The following is a 19,059-nucleotide window of genomic DNA, read 5'->3' as shown; positions in this document are numbered from 1 at the left end:
ATAAGCCGTCAGTCATACCTCATCTTTTTGAGAAAGGCTATATATGCGGATCTCTACATAAAAATATTACGTGGCAGTTGGTAGGTGCTAATAGAGGATCGTCTTCCACATAGTCTAGGTGAAAATGTTCACCTTTTTGACTATTTTCATGGAAATAGCTTAGTAATGACATACCCAGCTTATGAAAAACAGATTTAGAACCTTCAAAGACCAAATTTTTATTGTTTAGGTAAATTTTGATTAAATCTAATCTTTCTGGATTTTTTATCGGAGACAACTTCATTGAAATAGCTTCCAGGTTTTCAGCATAAAACTCTGACTTTATTTTTTCCGCAGGAAGCTTCAAATCTTCACTGATGCTTTCCCAAAGTTCTCCCTGTTCGATAATACCTCGTGGTGAATCAGATATTTCTATTTCTGGTCTGTCCCAGTTGCCATCACATAAAATATACACAGTTTGCCTCCAGATCAAGTAATCTGTTGTTGTAATTCACGAATCAACTTTCCCAAAAACCTCACCCGCAACCAACCGAGTTCCATTAGCAAAATCCACGCCAGACTGAACTTTTTTACCAGCCAACTGCACCTCCCGCAATAATAGCAAACCATCGCCAGTTTGGACGATCGCCCCCAAGCCCTTCACAACCCTGACAACCTCGCCATTTGCACCCGACAACCGATCCAAAACAGGCCATTCCCGTTCCAAAACCCTCAACTCCGCTGGTAATTGCAGCCAATATTCCGGCCCCACCGGCACAGTTGCGATTACTTTCAGGGAATTACCGCGAAAAGTCGTAGTGCAATCCGGGAAAAAACCCCTAACTTGATTGTGAAGGGCGATCGCACTTTTCGACCAATCCAGCACAAAATCAGTACCCTTAATCATCGGCGCATAAGTCGCCTCATCCTCATGCTGAACAACCGGTTTAATTTCCCCATCCCTCAATTTTATCAAAGTTTCCACCAACAAATCCGCTCCCAGTTCCGCCAACCTGTCGCCCAAAGAATCAGCATTATCCAACAGCGTAATTCCCGCAAAAGCCTTCAAAAGCATCGCCCCAGTATCCATGCCAGCATCCATCAGCATAGTAGTAATTCCAGTAGCCTTTTCCCCATCAAAAAGACACCGCTGAATTGGCGCCGCCCCGCGATACTTCGGCAAAATTGAACCGTGAACATTAACGCAAGCCAAACTAGGAATATCCAGAATTTCCTGAGAAAGAATCTGGCCGTAAGCCACCACCACAAACACATCAGCCTCCGCTTCCCGCAACTTAGCAAGCGTTTGGGCATCCTTCTTAATTCGGCGCGGCTGCCAAACCGGAAGACTGTGATTTAAAGCCACATCTTTTACAGGTGAAGGCATCAATTTATTCCCCCTTCCCCGGCGCTTATCCGGCTGAGTTACCACACCCACAACCTCAAATTCTGGATGACTCAGCAAACTGGATAAAGTAGCAACAGCAAATTCAGGAGTGCCAAAAAAAACAATTTTCATAGATTTTTAGTTAGTTTTTATAATCATAACAGCAAAACTACGCCATTAACTCATCAACAGCCACGCTAAAACCGGGCAACACAAGCTGAGTCTTCGCCACATCACCAGGCTTAAATAAAACTGCCTCACTTTGAGTAATTACTAACACCCAACTACTCTTCGGAAATAGCAGCCAAACTTCCAAACAACCAGACTCTAAATACTCCTGGGCTTTTGCAAAAACATCATCAGCAAAATCGTTAGGCGAAACAATCTCAGCTAGCAGCGGAAAACTCTGCGGCAAAACTGAAAACTCTCCAACTTGCGCCAACAGTTCAGGAGTAATGTAAGATACATCAGGTATCCGGCCCTTTTTCAGAGTTTGACAAGTGACTTCCACATAAACCTCGCCCCCTTGAGCGCTTGAGATCATGTAACTTCTCCAGTAATAATCGAGCTTTGATTGAATGCGGCGAGTCTTTGCAGTCATTCCCGGTTTCCCTACTACTTCTCCATTGACAAATTCTACAGGATGTTTGACTATCACTTTACCGTCTGCCCACTCCGTCCCGTCAGGAGGATTTTGCATCCATTCTTCCCAAGTTAAATCTAACTGTTCTACACTAAAAGTTGTCATCTGACTCACCAATTTTACTGGCCATGTCGATTTTATCATATAGCGCTTCTCAGAAAGACGAGGTACGTTGTTGGGCTTTAGCCCTCTTAGTTGAACTGGTTATGTAAGGTATCAGTCATACCTCATCTTTTTGAGAAAGGCTATATCTGCCAAAACATGAAAAAATCCTTGAATATGCGGCAGCTAGTCAGTCGCAGCTTGTTGGCAGATATCGCACAACCACAGTTGACAGTTGACAGTTGACAGTTGACAGTTGACAGTTAACCTAGAACGAAGAGGATTGGAGTAATGAATAGTCCGATCTTAATTTATCCCTCAAAGGCGGGCGGGCTTTCAACCAATTCTTTCTGGTAATATATTCATCACGAACAAGTCAGCCAATGGCTATTAACCGAATTCCCGGATTCGAGCGCGTCGAAAAGCCTGACTTAGCAAAATATCGATCGCACCTGACAGCAATTCCTTGCGATCGGATCTGCCCGCAAGATACACTATAGCCTTTCTCAAAAAGATGAGGTACTCATGGGCATAGGGCATAGGGCATAGGGCATAGGGCATAGGGCATAGGGCATAGGGCATAGGGCATAGGGCATAGGGCATAGGGCATAGGGCATAGGGCATACATCACTTTTTTGACAACCACTATAGGAGGCGGATCTTTCACAATTTTGTTTCAAAATACCTCCAAAGGAGAGACAAATCAACTCCCCCAGACTTCTTCGATTTAACCAGTTTCACCCACCTCTCACGCCCGAAGATTGAGTCTGAAGCCTCCCCCTAAACTGGGGAAATCAAACAAAATGATTCATGGCTTCAATCCTCTTCTATCGACGGAAAAAGATAAGGTACGTTGTTGGGCTTCAGCCCTATACGTTTAAGTGGTTATATTAGCTGTTAGTTATACCTCATCTTTTTGAGAAAAGCTATAGCTGTCAACTATCAACTATCAACTATCAACTATCAACTATCAACTATCAACTATCAACCGTCAACTATCAACTGTCAACTATCAACTGTCAACTATCAACTATCAACTGTCAACTGTCAACTGATGAACGCGTCCATCTGCGCTTGCCCAAAAAAATTCTTCCCTCTAAGTACAACTAAAAAATGATTTTATCAAAACTTCTCAAAGCACTTAAAATGCAAGTCAAACGAGTTGCCTGCATTTTACTTGCCTTAAATCTACTGCTGTTAAGCGGCTGTCAAAATATTCCGAAAAATAGCGATAAAATTAAGCTCACACTGTGGCACGGCATCAATCCCCCGCCCAATCGCGACTTATTTAAAACCCTCACCGACAAATTCAACCAAACGCATCCACACATCCAAGTAGAACAAATTTACATCGGCCAGCCCGACCAACAACTGCCAAAAATCCTCACCTCAATAGTAGGAAATGCACCGCCAGATTTGCTGTGGAATGCTGCCACAATGGCAGGCAAACTAGCAGAACTGCAAGCAATTAAACCGCTAGAAAACTGGCTCGAAAAATCCCCCATCAAAGGCGAAATCGACCCCTCACTGTTCGAGTCAATGGAACTCGGCGGACACACTTGGTCAATTCCCCTCGCCACCAACAATACCGGAATATTTTACCGTCCCAGCTTGTTTGCAGCAGCAGGAATTAAACAAGTGCCGCAGAATTGGCAAGAATTAAAGCAAACAGCCCGATCGCTCACAAGAGACACCAACGGAGACGGACGCACAGATAGACACGGCATAGTGCTCCCCCTAGGCAAAGGAGAATGGACAGTATTCACCTGGCTGCCATTCATGTTCAGCGCAGGCGGCGAACTCGTGAGAGAGACATCTCAAACTCCCGTACCCCAAATAGACAATCCGGGTTCTCTCGCGGCCTTGGAATTGTGGAATGACTTGCTAACAGAAGGTTCAGGAATACTGTCAGCACCCGAGCGCGGTTATGAACTAGAGAACTTCATCGCCGGTAAAGTCGCAATGCAAATCACCGGGCCGTGGACTCTAGCACAATTGCAGCAAAGTGCGATCGACTACGCAGTGATGCCTATACCCGCCCTCAAACGCTCCGCCACTGTTGTTGGGGGTGAAAACCTATTTTTAATGAAAACCTCGCCAGAACGCGAAAAAGCAGCCCTTGAATTCCTAGAATACGTTCTTGGCGAAGAATTCCAAACAGCCTGGGCCTTGGGTACAGGTTACTTACCAATTAACTTAAAATCGAGAGAGAGCCGAACTTATCAAAGTTTTGTGAAAAAAAATCCTGTTTTGGGAGTATTTTTAGAACAAATGAACTCAGCCCGATCGCGCCCAATTATCTCTGGTTACTCTCGCCTGTCAGAAAATCTTGGCCGTGCCATAGAAGCAACTCTTCTCGGCCGCAACCCCCAAGACGCTCTTAAAGAAGCTCAAGACCGTTTGACATTAACTTTAGATATTGCCAGGTAGAGATTGGGCATGGGCCATGGGGCATGGGGCATTGGTCATTGGTCATGGGTGATTAGTCATTAGTCATTAGTCATTAGTCATTGGTGATTGGTCATTAGTCATTAGTAATCGGTAATCTGTAATCGGTAATTGACTTTCAACTGTCAACTGTCAACTGTCAAGCGAATTATCATTAGTCATTGGTCATTGGTCATGAATAAGACAAATGGCAATTAATTCACGACATTCGACGATCGCTCTCTGGCAACAATCCCTGAAAAAGAGAAAATGTTTTTTGATGTAAATTATCCGCTTTCACTGTATGCAATGACAGCCTTGAAGGCTCGATCAACTAGATTAATTGGTTGAAAATTTTGTGAAAATCATTCCAACCTGCACTTACAATCAGAAACCGAGTTGCTTGCCCCGCACTTACCTGAAAGCTCAGATGTTGCGCGGGAGTTATCGGTTCGTTAGATATTATTGATGGCGGTGCAAGATGTTAGAGTTAATAGAGTTGCGATCGCCCGACACGAACAGACACCCGCAGTCGCTCGGTATAAATATATTTACCAAAAACCAAAAAATAACAAACCGAATGCTTAGCCATCACAGATATATTGGCAAACAAGGGATGCTCCCGAAATTTATGCCCAGATCCTATCCGTCGCACAGCCCAAAAAACCGCAACCTCAAAGGCGCCACAAAAGTTATCTCAACAAGTTCTTCGCTTAGCTACCACCCATGACCTACGATCGCCTAACAGACAGATTTTTCCTACCCCGTGCCTGTCCCGTGCTACCTACTGATACCAAAACCAGCATCCACCTTTTCCCTAAACGACAATGCAGAAAAAGTTCTTTAACGCAATCAAAGGACATTCCTGGCGGTACTTCTTCGCAGTAGGGGCGATCGCCCTGATCTACTATTTGGCATCGCAATTCGCCATTGCCACCCTCACCCTGAGTTCAGAAATTTACCCCATGTGGCCAGCAGCAGGAATTGCTCAAGTCGCTCTGCTGCTGTTTGGGCGGCAACTGTGGCCGGGAATTGCGATCGGCGCCTTCCTGTTCATCATGAGCGCACCGGCGGCCAGCATCGGCACTGCTTTGATCTCAGCGGGCGCCAGAGCCCTGCAAGCGTGGACGGGAACTTATCTGTTACAGCGCATTAACTTTAGCGCCGGACTCGATCGACTCAAAGACGTTTTAGGAATAGTCGGACTAGCAGCCTTAGCATCTACCCTAATCAACTCCACCATCGGCAGTATCATCGTGTGCGTGAGCGGTTTCTCTAGCTGGAACAATTTTGGGACGATTTGGGGGACTTGGTGGGTAGGAGACGCGATGGGAATTTTGCTCGTCGCCCCGCTGCTGCTGACATGGCACAAATTACCGAAAATCCCAACCCATCGCAAACAGATAGTTGAACGAATTATTTGGCTGCTGCTGCTGCTAGCAATCGGCTGGCTCGTCTTCTGTTCCCGCACCCGCGCGGCCTACGCTCGCTATCCCCTAGAATACTTACCATTTCCCCTAGTAGTTTGGGCTGCCTTTCGATTCGGCCAGCGCTACACAGCCCTCGCCAACTTCATCCTCTGCGGCTTTGCCATCTGGGGCATAGCCAGGGGCAGTGGCCCCTTTCTCAAACACGCCAGCAGCATCCCCCAAGCACTGTTATCCCTGCAAGCCTTCATCGCCGTCATCGCCGTTACCGGCCTAGTCTTAGCCGCCACCGTCGCCGAACGCCACCAAGCAGAAGTCTCCCTGCGCGCCAGCGAAGCCAGCCTCGCCAACGCCCAGCGCATCGCCCAGCTAGGTAACTGGGACTTAGATCGCAACACGGAGCAATTGCGTTGGTCAGAAGAAATTTATCGCATCCTGGGAGAACGCCCGGGAACTTTCGATCCCAGCCTCGAAGCCTTCTTGAAATACGTGCATCCCGAAGATAGAGAATTGGTCAAAAGGTCGATCGAAGCTGCTATATTTCAGCAACAGCCTTACAGCATCGACTACAGGCTGCTACTACCCGACGGGAGGAGCCGCACAGTCTGCGAACAAGCCGCCATCAACTCCCTCTACATCACCAGCACCGTCCAAGACATCACAGATAGAAAGCGGGCCGAAGCCGCCCTGCATTCTTCAGAAGAAAGATTTTCCAAGGCTTTTCACGCTTCTCCTGTTGGGATCGGCATCTGCACCCTCACAGACGCCCGCTTCCTCGATGCCAACGACAGCTTTTTGCGATCCTTAGGCTGGTTGCGGGAGGAATGTATCGGCCGCACCCCCACCGATTTAGGAATGTGGGTCAATTCAGAAGACGAGCGACGGCTAGCCAACGTGTTGCGGGAAGAAAATTCGATCGGCAACCAAGAAATCAAAATTCGCACCAAAGCCGGCGAAGTGCGCGACTGGCTGCTGTCAGGGGAACTCATCGACCTCGGCAGCACTCAGTGCGTTTTAATCATGACCAGCGACATCACCGAACGGTTGCGTTCCGAAGAATTCCGTCGCGCCGCATTAGCAGCCGAAACTGCCAATCGATCTAAAACCATCTTTCTCGCCAACATGAGTCACGAACTCAGAACCCCCCTCAATGCGATCATCGGCTACAGCGAACTCCTGCAAGAAGATGCCCGAGACCTCGATGCCGAAGAGTTCATCGACGACCTCCAAAAAATTAACACTGCCGGCCAGCACTTGCTAGGGCTGATTAAAGATATTCTCGACTTCACTAAAATTGAAGCAGGTCACATCGACTTGCACATCGAAACCTTCACCATTTTAAATCTGGTGCAGCAAGTTGTCGGCACGATCGCGCCGATGGCAAACAAAAATAGCAATATCTTAGAAATACAATGCCCTGAGGATATTGGCTCGATGCAGAGCGACTTAACTAAACTCCGCCAGTCCTTGCTCAACCTCCTCAGCAATGCCTCGAAGTTTACTTTCTCCGGCGCGATTAGTCTCACCGTTACCCGCTGCCCCGAAACCCCCGCCGAGGCTGCCCAGAGACGCAAAAAACAAGGAGCCTATAGAGGACTTAACCCCTTAGAAAATAGCTCGTATTCCTGGTCTGCCTCTCAAGATTGGATTGTTTTTACAGTCAAAGATACTGGTATTGGCATGAGTTCCGAACAGTTAGTCAAAATCTTCGAGCCTTTCACCCAAGCCGATTCCTCAACTACTAAGAAGTTCGGCGGCACTGGTTTGGGGCTGACGATTACTAAGAAGTTCTGCGAAATGATGGGCGGAGATATTACCGCTTCCAGCGAGTTGGAAAAAGGTTCTACTTTTACAATTCGGCTGCCAGCTATCATCAACTAAATTTTATTTTTCCCGGAAAAGTATGATCGATAAGAAATTTTGTGAGTTGTTGTTGGCTGCTGCCAATTTTATTAATGACACGCTCTCGCTCCCGAAACCCGGTTGCTTCACCTGAGTCGAGCAGTCAGTCGATTTGAGACTTGAAATTTGAGATTTACTGTACAGATGAATCTGGGAGCAGGAACAGGAGTATAAAATTTTGATCTCTCCACGACAGGAGTACCTCGGACTTTATCAGTTTTTGGTGGCTCAAAAAACCTAGTTCTGGCAGAAACCGAGGTTGTCAGCGTCAGTTCACTGTGATAATATGATACAATTTTTAAGTAGGTGGCAGACATTTAGAGCATGGGTTTGTTGACGATGTAATTTTTTTAGACTAAATATAACTTAGGGCGATTTAAAAGATTTTGGATAACGCAGATGACAGCTATGGTTCTCGATAGAACCTGTGATAGAGTTAGATTGCGTATTCTTCCAGTCACTAGATAGCTGCACATATATACTATTAATTAAAAATATATACTGTAAAAAGTTGCCTACAAAGCGCCAGAAATTATGCATCCCTACCTCCAGCGCCAACTCGAACAGCTCGGTTTAGCCGGCGAGTCTCCCCCTCCCACTGCCGAGCAGTGGCAGCTATTCTTAGAGCAGGTAAGTTGTAGCTACGACGGCGCTCCCAGTCAGGAGCAACCCTCGGTACTAAAGGATTTTGCCTCTTCGTCACCATCCCCTCAAGACTCTCCAACCGCTTCAGAATTCGATCGACTGCGATCGACCGTCAACAGTTTGGGGGTGGGATTGTGTATCCTTGACGGCAAGGGGTCGATCATCTCGGTGAATCCAGCAGCCGAACGGTTGTTGGGGTGGCGAGAGTCGGAACTTGCAGGCATTTCGCTGCTAAAGCGCATTGACCCCCAGCAAAAGCAAGGCGAAAAATCCCCAGTTTTGCAGGATCGGAAACAAAAAAACCACAAAAATGAAGATGGGGCGATCGCACATACACTATCTTTACAAGAGGCGATCGCCAACCGTCAACCTTGTAGCAATTGGGACGAGGAGTTTCTATGTAGCGACGGGAAAATTTTACCAGTTTCCTATTTTTTCAATCCTGTAATTGAGGGTGGCGAAATATCAGTCTTGGTATTTTTTGAGCAGGGAGAACACCAGCAGATCTCGATGCTGCAAGCCGTTCTAGACTCAACAGATGCGGGAATTATCGCGGTTGACACCAAAGGCAATGTATGCAATTACAATCAGAAATTTGTCGAGATGTGGGGTTTGTCTCAAGTAGCAGGAAAGTTGAGCCGATCGCCCGCAGGCAATAGTGAAAAAAACATCGCCACAGAATTCCCCTTCGCTAGGGAACAATTAAAAGACCCCCAAAGATTTCTCGATCGCGCGATGCAAGTGTCGGCCCAACCAGATGCGAAAATCAGCGACTTATTAGAATTTAAAGACGGAAGAGTTATCGAATTAAATTCACTGCCATCAAAAGTTGGAGCAAACACAGTTGGCAGAATATGGAGCTTTCGAGACGTTACCGATCGCCAAAAAATAGCAGAATCTTTCGGCGAGCGAGTAGAATTTGAGGCGTTGATTGCTACTTTGTCAACCTATGCGATCGCTGTGCCCGGAGCGGACATAGATGAAGGGTTCGATCGCACTCTCCAAGCAATCGCCCAGTTCAGCCGCTGCGACCGCAGTTACATATACTTGTTATCGGCAGACAAAACTCGCGCTCACAAAACCTACGAATGGTGCGCCGAGGGTGTTCCGACCCAAATTAAAGACCGCGCCCCCCAACAAATAGACATCGCCCAAATCCCTTGGATTGCCGAAAAGCTCGATCGCGCCGAATGCCTGCACATCAGAGAAATCCGCGAACTCCCGCCCCCAAATCAAGCCGAAATAGCTTGGTTGACAGGCCAAAATTCAGCAACATTCCTGACAAACTCCTCGGAAACAGCAACCGCTTCCGCAGGTGCGATCGCACATTCGGACGAAACCAAATTAAACAAACCTCAAAAAAATCTGCGATCGCTAATCGTGATTCCCCTAATTTGCAGTGAAAACCTACTAGGATTTCTCGGATGCGACAGTTACAAACCTGCTGCGAGTCGATCGACCGAAATATCAACTCCTCTAAAAATCGTAGGAGAAATGCTCGCCCATGCCCTAGAAAGGCAGCGGGCCCAAACAGCTTTGAGAGCAGCCGAAACCAAATACCGCAGCATCTTTGAAAACGCAGTCGAAGGCATCTTCCAGACCACCCCAGACGGACGTTACCTCACCGCCAACCCAGCACTAGCGGGGATTTACGGCTACGAAACAGTCACCCAAATGGTCGGCGAACTAGCAAACATCAGCAGCCAACTTTACGTTGACTCCAACCGGCGCGCTGAGTTTATAGCCCAATTGGCCGCGCGCCACCAAGTATCAAAATTTGAATCCCAAATATACCGCCGGGACGGCAGCACGATCTGGATTTCCGAAAACGCCCGCAGCGTCTGCGACGAAAGCGGCAGCATTTTGTACTTTGAAGGCACTGTCACCGACATCACCCATCGCAAACTTGCAGAATCCGCCATGCAGTCGGCCCTAGAAGCAGCAGAATCCGCCAACAGGGCAAAAAGTACATTTCTCGCCAACATGAGCCACGAACTGCGGACGCCCCTGAATGCCATCATCGGCTACAGCGAAATGCTCCAAGAAGAAGCCGAAGACTCCGGCGATGAAACCTTCGTCCCAGATCTCGAAAAAATTCGCGGCGCAGGCAAACACCTGTTATCGATGATCGATGACATCCTAGATATCTCTAAAATTGAAGCAGGTCGAATGGATCTCTACTTAGAAAACTTCGACATTCATGCCTTGATTGAAAGTGCTGTGGAGACAGCGAAGCCGCTGGTGGAAAAAAACGGCAACACGGTAGAAGTCTACTGTCCAGAAAATCTAGATACGATGCACGCCGATATGACCAAAGTCCGGCAAGTGCTGCTGAACCTACTCAGCAACGCTGCGAAGTTCACCAAAAACGGGAAAATTGCGATCGGAGTTGAAAGAATTACCAATGAACAATTAAGAATGAAAAATCAAGAGGAATCTGCCCAAATTTTAATTTCTAACTCAGAATTTTTAAGTTTTCGCGTCACCGACACCGGCATCGGCATGACAAAAGATCAATTGCAGCGAGTTTTCCAACCTTTTACCCAAGCTGACGCCTCGACTACCAAGCAGTATGGCGGCACCGGTTTGGGACTAGCTATCAGCCAGCGCTTCTGCCAGATGATGGGCGGCAGCATTGAGGCAAGCAGCACGTTGGGCACAGGGACTACTTTCACCGTACTCTTGCCCAGCGCCATCAAAGAACCGGAAATCCCCAACAAAGTCGGCGACAGCACTAGGACTGGGGACGCACCTGCTGTCGGCACGGTGCTGGTAGTTGACGATGACCCCATCTCCCAGGATTTGATCGAGCGCGCCCTCGCTCGCCAAGGACTGCACATAGAAGTCGCAGGTAACGGCGAGGAAGCCCTCAGGCTGGCGAAGCAACTGCGGCCAGACGCCATTACCCTCGACGTGATCATGCCCGGAATGGACGGCTGGGCGGTGCTTTCCGCCCTGAAGGCAGATCCTGACCTTGCCGAAATTCCCGTAATCCTGCTATCCTTTGTTGGCAACAAAAGCCTCGGCTTTGCATTGGGCGCTTCGGACTACCTCACCAAACCAGTGGACGGCAAACGGCTGGTTGCTTTGTTGAACAAGTACCGACGCGACCAAGAAGGCGTTGCGGCTCACAGTTTGCCCTGTCAGATATTAGTTGTGGAAGATGACGATGCCACCCGCAAAATACTGCGGCGGATATTAGAAAAACAAGGCTGGGCTGTGGCGGAAGCTGACAGCGGACGCACTGCTCTCGAACAGCTAGAAGTCGATCGCCCGCAATTGATTTTGCTGGATTTGATGCTGCCAGAAATGGATGGTTTTGAGTTAATCGCCGAACTTCGCAAGTCGCATTCTGAAGATCCTATACCGATCGTCGTAATTACCGCCAAAGACCTGACGACCGCAGAAAGTCAGCAACTCAACGGCTATGTCGATCGGGTTCTGCAAAAGGGAGTCTACAGTTGCGATACTTTGCTGCGCGATGTTCGTTCTATAGTGAATGACAGGCTCGATCGCAGGTATGACTCGAAAGGCAAGGAGAACACCAATGGCTAAAATCCTGTTGGTCGAAGATAACGAAATGAACAGGGATATGCTGTCGAGGCGTCTGGCCCGCAAGGGACACGAGGTCTTTATTGCTGTGGACGGTGCTGAGGGAGTGTCGATGGCCCTCGACAAAGTGCCGGATTTAATTCTGATGGATATGAGTCTACCAGTGCTCGACGGCTGGCAAGCAACCCAGCAAATTAAGGCAGCTCCTCAAACTAAAACGATCCCGGTGATTGCGCTAACGGCTCACGCAATGGCGGGCGATCGTGAAAAGTGTATCGCAGCAGGCTGCGACGACTACGACACCAAACCGGTCGAATTTCCCCGACTGTTGGGTAAGATTGAATTGCTTCTGAAAGAGGCTATGACTTGAGAGTCCCCGCCGTAAAACCGATCGGGATTCTTCAGACATTAAAGCCTTGGTAGACTTTGAGTTATAAAGGCTGTGCTTTCGCAGCCTCGCTTAGAGTCCAGTAAAACCATTTTGCTTACCAAAAAGAATAGGTTTAAAACCGCAACCCTTGTAGGGAAAAATTAAAATCAGACGATTCATTACTCCAATCGTCTTCCTTTAAGCTAGAGGTCACTCTGAAGCGGTCAACTGTCAACCAGTAATATCACGTCCGGTCGATTACCATCACAAAAACCGTTCGTAGTGTGGACTTTAGTCCGCAACATACTGCGGACTAAAGTCCACACTACGAACCTTAGTTATTGCAGTCAATCGATCGGACACGATATAAAAGGGTGGGCACTCAAGGCAGGGCCCCTACCAACCGTCAACCGTCAACCATCAACCGTCAACCGTCAACTGAATTTCGCGTCCGATATTCGCCGCGCCTTGTGCGTCAGCATTAATCAAATGTCCCTCTTTACTCCGATACCATCCATGCTTAAGTCGCCTACCATAAAACTGGTAAGTAGCTGGCTTATTGGCATTGCAGACAGGCAACTCATCGCCATCCCAAAAACTGGATTTAGACCTACAAGATTCTTCCTGCTCCTTTTTGCAGAAGTTCACCAAGGAACAGACAAAATCCGAGTATTTTCTGGGAAAGGAGGCAAGCAATGGCTAAAATCCTGTTGGTAGAAGATAACGAAATGAACAGGGATATGCTTTCGAGGCGCCTCGCCCGCAAAGGGTATGAGGTATCGATTGCTGTTGATGGCGCTGAGGGGGTATCGATGGCGAAGACAAAAGTACCGGATTTGATTTTGATGGATATGAGCCTGCCGGTGCTCGACGGATGGCGAGCAACGCAGCAAATTAAAGCGGATCCCGAAACTAAAATGATTCCGGTGATTGCGCTGACGGCTAACGCTATGGCGGGCGATCGTGAAAAGTGTTTGGCGGCGGGCTGCGACGATTACGACACCAAACCTGTGGAATTTCCGCGACTTTTGAGTAAAATCGAAATGCTTCTGAAAGAGGCCATGCAATGAAAACTGACGACGGCAGCGTCCTGGTTGTTGACGATAATGAGGTAAACCGCGATTTGCTGGCCCGCCGACTTCAGCGTCAAGGCCACGCGGTGACTGTTGCTGAAGATGGTCTCCAAGCTATGGCACTGATGCGTAGTGAGCCTTTTGATTTGGTACTCCTGGACATTATGATGCCACAAATGAACGGCTATCAAGTTCTGGAACATCTGAAAGCAGACGAGCAGTTGCGCCACATCCCAGTGATTATGATTTCGGCGGTGGACGATATCGACAGTATTGTCCGCTGTATTGAATTGGGGGCGGAGGATTATCTTTCTAAACCTTTCAATCCCGTATTGCTCAAGGCTCGGATTAGTGCCTGTCTGGAAAAGAAGCGGCTGCGGGATAAGGAACAAACTTATCTGCGGGAGTTGGCCGAGGAAAAGGAAAAGTCCGAGCGTTTGCTACTGAATATTTTGCCAGGCCCGATCGCGCAGCGCCTCAAAGAAGGAGAAAATACGATCGCCGACAGTTTCGCGGAAGTTACTGTCATGTTTGCCGATTTGGTTGGTTTTACCAAGCTTTCGGCTCATTTGTCGCCAGCGGAGTTGGTGGAATTGCTCAACGAGATTTTTTCAGCTTTTGACGAGTTAGCCGAGCGCTACGGACTTGAGAAAATTAAGACGATCGGCGATGCTTATATGGTGGTTGGCGGTTTGCCAAAAGTAAGCGACAACCACGCCGAAAGCATTGCAGAAATGGCGATCGACATCCTAGGAGCAATGGCGACAATCCGCACCAAGGGAGGACAGCCGCTCAGCATCCGCATCGGCATCCACACAGGCCCCGTAGAAGCCGGAGTCATCGGCACTAAAAAATTTACTTACGATTTGTGGGGAGACACAGTAAATACAGCTTCCCGGATGGAATCTCAAGGCATTCCCGGCGGCATTCAGGTGACAGTTGCCACCTACGAGCGCCTGCGGAATAAATATGTTTTTGAGGAGCGCGGCGTGATTTCTGTGAAAGGAAAAGGTGATATGATGACCTATCTGCTTTTGAGCAGAAAGAGTTAGTTGTTATTTGTCATTGGGCATTGGGCATTGGGCATTGGGCATTAGCATTGGGCATTGGGCATTGGCATTGGTTATTTGTTATTTGTTTGTTGTTATTTGTCCCATTTTAGTTGTTAGGAATGAAAATTTAATAAATTAAGCAACGTCGATCTCTCAATTATTGCCCGGAAAGTCGGCGGCTCTGAAGATGCCGAACTTATTTAAATTTCATTCCTTAGTTGTTAGTTGCTACGAATAACCAATGCTAACAGTCAACAGTCAACAGTCAACAGTCAACAGTCAACAGTCAACAGTCAACAGTCAACAGTCAACAGTCAACAGTCAACAATTACTAAATTGACAAATGAACGTAAATTCTAACCTTTTAATGTACGCTCAATGGGCGGGAATTCTAACAGCAGCTTTGTTTGTTTTAACAATCGTAGCATTTATTTTCAAATGGGGTTTTCGCTTCCGATTAGTAGGAGTGAGCAGCTTTATGGCCGTCATTGCTCTAAGTATATTCGGTCTCGGTTTAGGACTGTTTTCGCGCACAGAAATTCCCGGTGCAGTACGCTATTCTTTAGTTTACGATACTGGCGGCGCCCAAACTGTAGTTACCGTGCCACCTTCAATTACCGACTCCGAGTTAGAAGCCACAATGCGACAAGTGGCTGCGGATTTGTACTCTCCAGGGCGATCGGGAAGCGGAAGAGATTACATGACAATCCGGGTTCGGACGGTGGTACATCCCGAGCCTGGTCTGTCTCAGCCGCTGTTTTTGGGCGAGGTGAGGCGATCGCTGGCTACTAAATTTGATGACAAAATGGCGATCGACATCTTCCCCGAAAAAGTCGCCATTCTGAAAAAATACCAAGCCTAAAAGTAGGGTAAAATATCATTCCCCACATCTCGTAGGGGCGGGTTCACCAACAATAATTGCCACTCAACTAGCAATCTCAAAAACCCGCCCCCACCCAACGATAAACTGAACTAGCGACTCTGCGGACTAAGATCAGTTCAGAAACCGGGTTTTTACGAAAAGACTTCATTGTAGTCGGTAGATTCGGTAAAAACCCGGTTTCTTTGATCGAAGTGGGTAATTCTAGATCGCATACTAGATCGTTATCAAAAAAGGATATAACTATGAGTCAAGAATCCGAAAAACTACTAACAAAACTCTACAATGCCTTTGATCCCTTCTATCCTTTACCCGCCGGAGATCCGCAGTATGTTGACTGTCAGGAAGCGCGAGGAGATGGGAATATCATAGAAGATTTGGGCATAAAAATTCAGCGGCGATCGGAACGGATGACTTGTCAGTTATATACTGGACATCGCGGTGCGGGAAAGTCAACGGAATTGCTGCGACTTCAACAATATTTACAAACAAAAGGCTGTTTTGTAGTGTATTTTGCCGCCGAAGAAGAAGATATCGATCCAGAAGATACTGAATATACTGATATTCTCCTCGCTTGTACCAAGCATTTATTAAAAAAACTTAGCTCAAACTCTAAATCTCAAGCTCTATTAAATTGGGTAAAAAGTCGAGGGAATGAATTAAAAGATTTGGCACAAATGGAGGTAAACCTTGACTCTATCAGTCTAGAATCTCAAATCACTTTGTTTACCAAACTCACGGCAAATATTAAAGCTGTACCAAGTTTGCGCCAAGAAATTCGCCGTAAAATTAACCCTCACACAACAACTTTAATTAGTGCACTAAATGAATATATTGCTGGCGCTAAAGAAAACTTGCCTCAAGGCTATACTCAACTAGCAGTTATTGTGGATAATTTAGACAGAATCGTGCTATTGACCGGATCTGGAGAAAGCAACAATCATGACGATATTTTTATCAACCGCTGCGGACAGCTTAAAGGATTAGATTGTCATGTTATCTATACTTTACCAATTTCCATGATGTATTCCGATAGTGCCAATGAGTTAGCCTCCAATTACGATAACACTGAAATTTTGCCGATGATTATGGTGCGAACTCGTGATGGCAATATCTACGAACCAGGATTGAATAAAATGAAAGAGTTGATTTGGAAACGAGTCAGCCCTTTTTCTCCCAACTTGTCTCTGGAAACTGGACTGTTTGAAAACCGAGAAATACTCAATCAAATTTGCTTGATGAGTGGCGGTCATGTCCGAAATATGTTACAGTTAATGGAAGAAGCAATTCAGCGTACTGAAGAATTGCCGATTTCTCCAAAAGCCGTGCAAAGAGCTATTACAAAAGCACGAGATCCTTTTCGCAGAAATGTCAACGATAAAGAATGGAAAATTTTAGCTGAGGTTTCACGCTCAAAAGAAATCAAAAATGAGGATGAATGCCGCAAGTTATTGTTTAACCGCTGTATTTTGGAATACCGTTACTTTGATGAAGCAGGAGAAATCCAGTATTGGCACGATGTTCACCCGCTGATTAAAGGAATTAAGCAATTTCAAGATAGTCTTGCACAACTTCCAGAAATTGAGCCATGACTCCAGAAATAATTGATTGGGATGCCGATTTACCGCCAGCAACAGCAGAGGAAGAATATGAATCTCTGCTACGCACTCTCAAACGGACGAATGGCTTCCGGTTGTTGTTTGTGGAGTGTGTGCCGGCGGAAGGCGAACGGTTGATTGCAAAAGTTCGAGAAGATTTATCCCAGAAAAAGATTGAGGTTTTAAAGCTGGATGAGTCAGCTTATAATTTTTACAATATAATTGAAAATTTGCCAGGACGAGATGACATTAATATCTTGTTTGTGACAGGCTTAGAATATTCATTTTATGAATACGAACAAGAAAAAAGAGAACTTGGATGGAATAGTGAGGAAATTTATTCCTATAGTTGGCGGGGTGTGCCGCCTGTTTTGATCAATCTCAACCAGCAGCGGGAAAGGTTTAGAGATAATTTTGATATTTGTTTTGTGTTTATCTTACCTCGTTTTGCAGTCAACTATTTGATTGAACGAGCACCGGATTTCTTTGATTGGCGATCGAGCTTAATTAAGTTTTCGATGGATAAAGACTTGCTGCAACTGGAATCAATGCAAGCTTGTTCAGAAAGATGGAAGTTAGAAGATTATTTAGCTTTGACTCCAGAAGCACGGAAACGGGAATTAGTGAGGATTCAAACTTTAATTGATGAGGATGGGCAAACACCAGAACAAAAAGCTGAATTGTTTTTTGAACAAGCTTTATTGTATCAGTATGCTGAAGATTACGCAAGGGCGATCGCCTCCTACGACAAAGCCTTAGAAATCAAACCAGATAAACACGAAGCCTGGTACAATCGGGGCACTGCACTGGTTAATTTAGGCAGGCTAGAAGAAGCGATCTCCTCCTACGACAAAGCCTTAGAATTCAAACCAGATGACCACGAAGCCTGGAACAATCGGGGCTATGCACTGGGTAATTTAGGATTGCTTGAAGAAGCGGTAGCCTCCTACGATAAAGCCTTAGAATTTAAACCAAATTTACACGAAACCTGGAACAATCGGGGCGTTGCACTGCGTAATTTAGGATTGCTTGAAGAAGCGGTAGCCTCCTACGACAAAGCCTTAGAATGCAAACCAGATAAACACGATGCCTGGAACAATCGGGGCGTTGCACTGCGTAATTTAGGATTGCTTGAAGAAGCGGTAGCCTCCTACGACAAAGCCTTAGAATGCAAACCAGATAAACACGATGCCTGGAACAATCGGGGCGTTGCACTGCGTAATTTAGGATTGCTTGAAGAAGCGGTAGCCTCCTACGACAAAGCCTTAGAATTTAGACCTAATGATGACGATGCCTGGAACAATCGGGGCGTTGCACTGCGTAAATTAGGCAGGCTTGAAGAAGCGATATTGTCCTACGACAAAGCCTTAGAATTTAGACCTAATGATGACGATGCCTGGTACAATCGGGGCTATGCACTGCGTAAATTAGGCAGGCTTGAAGAAGCGATATTGTCCTACGACAAAGCCTTAGAAATCAAACCAGATGACCACGATTCCTGGAACAATCGGGGCAATGCACTAGGTAATTTAGGATTGCTTGAAGAAGCGATCGCCTCCTACGACAAAGCCTTAGAATTCAAACCAGATGATCACGAAGTCTGGTACAATCGGGGCAATGCACTGGGTAATTTAGGATTGCTTGAAGAAGCGATCGCCTCCTACGACAAAGCCTTAGAAATCAAACCAGATGACCCAAACTCATTCTATAATAAAGCTTGCTGCTATGCGTTACACAGTCAGATTGACGAAGCGATTCAGAATTTGCAGCAAGCCATTAATCTGAATCCTGATAAATACCGAGAAATGGCAAAAACTGACTCGGATTTTGATAGTATGCGATCGCACCAAAAATTTCAATCCTTGATTCAAGGATAGATAGTTTGATAAAATAATTACTGTAGTTTAGACTAACCAAAGATGAGAACGGTGGCAAAAGAAGAACTAAAGCCACCGTCCCAGGAGAGAATGAGGGTGAAAAAGAAAACCTATCCACTCCCTAAATGAACAGTGAACGATTAAA

At 46.5% G+C, this 19,059-nt stretch carries 12 protein-coding genes; 9 read left to right on the top strand and 3 right to left on the bottom strand.

Going from position 1 to position 19,059, the window contains the following annotated elements:
• Positions 1 to 37 precede the first annotated feature (37 nt).
• The 3 genes from QZW82_RS20055 to QZW82_RS20045 are packed head-to-tail and all read right to left on the bottom strand — an operon-like array spanning position 38 to position 2,153.
• Positions 38 to 454, bottom strand: coding sequence for a hypothetical protein (locus tag QZW82_RS20055; RefSeq protein WP_293151706.1), 417 nt, complete (start codon positions 452 to 454; stop codon positions 38 to 40).
• Between the two features lie 36 nt (positions 455 to 490).
• Positions 491 to 1,498, bottom strand: a complete 1,008-nt coding sequence (gene fmt, locus QZW82_RS20050; protein ID WP_293151703.1) for a methionyl-tRNA formyltransferase — start codon at positions 1,496 to 1,498, stop codon at positions 491 to 493.
• A gap of 37 nt (positions 1,499 to 1,535) precedes the next feature.
• Positions 1,536 to 2,153, bottom strand: coding sequence for a Uma2 family endonuclease (locus QZW82_RS20045; RefSeq protein ID WP_366665057.1), 618 nt, complete (start codon positions 2,151 to 2,153; stop codon positions 1,536 to 1,538).
• A gap of 1,071 nt (positions 2,154 to 3,224) precedes the next feature.
• Here QZW82_RS20045 and QZW82_RS20040 point away from each other — a divergent pair.
• From QZW82_RS20040 to QZW82_RS20000, 9 genes are all read left to right on the top strand, one after another.
• On the top strand, positions 3,225 to 4,541 hold the full coding sequence (locus QZW82_RS20040; protein ID WP_293151700.1) for an ABC transporter substrate-binding protein: 1,317 nt from the start codon (positions 3,225 to 3,227) through the stop codon (positions 4,539 to 4,541).
• An 824-nt stretch (positions 4,542 to 5,365) separates the two neighbouring features.
• A complete protein-coding gene (locus QZW82_RS20035; protein ID WP_293151697.1) occupies positions 5,366 to 7,846 on the top strand; it encodes an MASE1 domain-containing protein in 2,481 nt (826 codons plus the stop codon).
• A 555-nt stretch (positions 7,847 to 8,401) separates the two neighbouring features.
• Complete coding sequence (locus QZW82_RS20030; protein ID WP_293151694.1) at positions 8,402 to 12,067, top strand: response regulator; 3,666 nt, start codon at positions 8,402 to 8,404, stop codon at positions 12,065 to 12,067.
• Positions 12,060 to 12,434, top strand: a complete 375-nt coding sequence (locus tag QZW82_RS20025; protein ID WP_293151805.1) for a response regulator — start codon at positions 12,060 to 12,062, stop codon at positions 12,432 to 12,434. Before QZW82_RS20030 ends, QZW82_RS20025 begins: the two co-directional genes overlap by 8 nt.
• A 695-nt stretch (positions 12,435 to 13,129) precedes the next feature.
• Complete coding sequence (locus QZW82_RS20020; RefSeq protein ID WP_293151691.1) at positions 13,130 to 13,504, top strand: response regulator; 375 nt, start codon at positions 13,130 to 13,132, stop codon at positions 13,502 to 13,504.
• A complete protein-coding gene (locus QZW82_RS20015) occupies positions 13,501 to 14,559 on the top strand; it encodes an adenylate/guanylate cyclase domain-containing protein (RefSeq protein WP_293151688.1) in 1,059 nt (352 codons plus the stop codon). Before QZW82_RS20020 ends, QZW82_RS20015 begins: the two co-directional genes overlap by 4 nt.
• 343 nt (positions 14,560 to 14,902) lie before the next feature.
• On the top strand, positions 14,903 to 15,421 hold the full coding sequence (locus QZW82_RS20010) for a Ycf51 family protein (RefSeq protein ID WP_293151685.1): 519 nt from the start codon (positions 14,903 to 14,905) through the stop codon (positions 15,419 to 15,421).
• A 263-nt stretch (positions 15,422 to 15,684) separates the two neighbouring features.
• Positions 15,685 to 17,031, top strand: coding sequence for an AAA family ATPase (locus QZW82_RS20005; RefSeq protein WP_293151682.1), 1,347 nt, complete (start codon positions 15,685 to 15,687; stop codon positions 17,029 to 17,031).
• Entirely contained in the window at positions 17,028 to 18,914 is a 1,887-nt protein-coding gene (locus tag QZW82_RS20000; protein ID WP_293151679.1) for a tetratricopeptide repeat protein, read from the top strand. The genes QZW82_RS20005 and QZW82_RS20000 overlap by 4 nt, the downstream gene beginning before the upstream one ends.
• Positions 18,915 to 19,059 lie beyond the last annotated feature (145 nt).

The organism is Microcoleus sp. bin48.metabat.b7b8b9.023 (assembly GCF_013299185.1).
Classification (GTDB): Bacteria; Cyanobacteriota; Cyanobacteriia; order Cyanobacteriales; family Microcoleaceae; genus Microcoleus.
The sequence above is the reverse complement of the archived record's forward strand: the minus strand, read 5'-3'. Positions and strand labels throughout refer to the sequence as shown.